The organism is Kineococcus glutinatus, from assembly GCF_039542765.1.
Taxonomy (GTDB): Bacteria; Actinomycetota; Actinomycetes; order Actinomycetales; family Kineococcaceae; genus Kineococcus_A; species Kineococcus_A glutinatus.
Genome location: NZ_BAABIL010000853.1, coordinates 1 through 1178, shown reverse-complemented (window position 1 = coordinate 1178; position 1178 = coordinate 1). Strand labels below are relative to the sequence as shown.

Annotated in this window: 1 protein-coding gene; it reads left to right on the top strand. The window is 78.7% G+C overall.

Going from position 1 to position 1178, the window contains the following annotated elements; all coding sequences use genetic code 11:
* The coding region (locus ABEB16_RS22030) for a hypothetical protein (RefSeq protein ID WP_345714304.1) at positions 1 to 1178 on the top strand (1178 nt) is incomplete at both ends.

Sequence of the window (1178 nt, the reverse complement as noted above, 5' to 3'; positions counted from 1 at the left end):
GGGTCGCCGCCCGGCTGGTGGCGCGGGTCGCGGCCTGGCCGGACCCGGCCCGGGTGCTCCTGGTCTACGCCCTCGCCCGCGCCTTCTCCGCCTTCGTCCTGGACCGCACCGCGCGCTTCCAGGCGCCCAACGCGTGGACGGGACCCGACCCCGGCTTCGTCGACCTGCTGGGGCTGTGGGACGCCGGCTGGTACCGGCGGATCGCCGAGGAGGGCTACCCCGACGCGGTCGTGCGCGACGACGCCGGTGCCCCGCAGCAGTCGGCGCTCGCCTTCTACCCGCTCTTCCCGCTGCTGGTGCGGCTGCTGATGCGGGTGACGGGCCTGCCGTTCGTGCCGCTGGGTGCCGCCCTGGCCCTCGTCCTGGGGGCGGCCGCCGCGGTCGTGGTGCACCGGCTGCTGCTGGAGGCGCTGACCGCCGGCGGTGCGGGCGCGGCCCGCGCCCGGGGCGGGGCGTGGGCGGGCGTGGTGCTGCTGTGCACCTACCCCGCCTCCCCGGCGCTGCAGGTGGCCTACACCGAGAGCCTGGCCCTGCTGCTGCTGGCCAACTTCCGGCTGCTCCTGCTGCGCCGGCACTACCTGGCCGCCGCCGGCGCGGCGCTGCTGCTCGGCCTGGTGCGCCCCGTGGCCGCCCCCCTGGCCGGCGTGGTGCTGGTGCACCTCGCGCGGCGGCTGCTGCGCGCGCTGCGCAGCGCACCGCCCGGGAGGCCGGGGCGCCTGGCGCGGGAGCGGCCGGTGAGCTGGCGGCAGGTCGCCGCCCTGGGCACCCTGCTGGCGGCCACGGCGGTGGCCGGCCTGCTGTGGCCGGCGGCGGCGTGGTGGCTCACCGGGGAGCGCGACGCGTACCTGGCGACGATGGGCGCCTGGAGCAGCGGGGGGCGGGTGCGGCTGCTGCGACCGTGGTGGGACGTCTCGCGGTACCTGCTGGGCGACGTCGTCGGGCCGCTGGTGCTGGTGGCGGCGGTGGCGGGCCTGGTCGCGCTGGTGCTGTCGCGGGCGGCGGCGGTGCTCGGGCCGGAGCTGCGGGCGTGGTGCCTGTGCTACCCGGTCTACCTGCTGCTGGTGCTGGAGCCCTTCACCAACCTGGTCCGCTACCTGCTGCTGCTCTTCCTGCTGGCCGCCCTCGTGGGTGCCGCGGGCGCCCGCGGCACCCACGAGGGCGGCGCCGGCGCCGGTGCC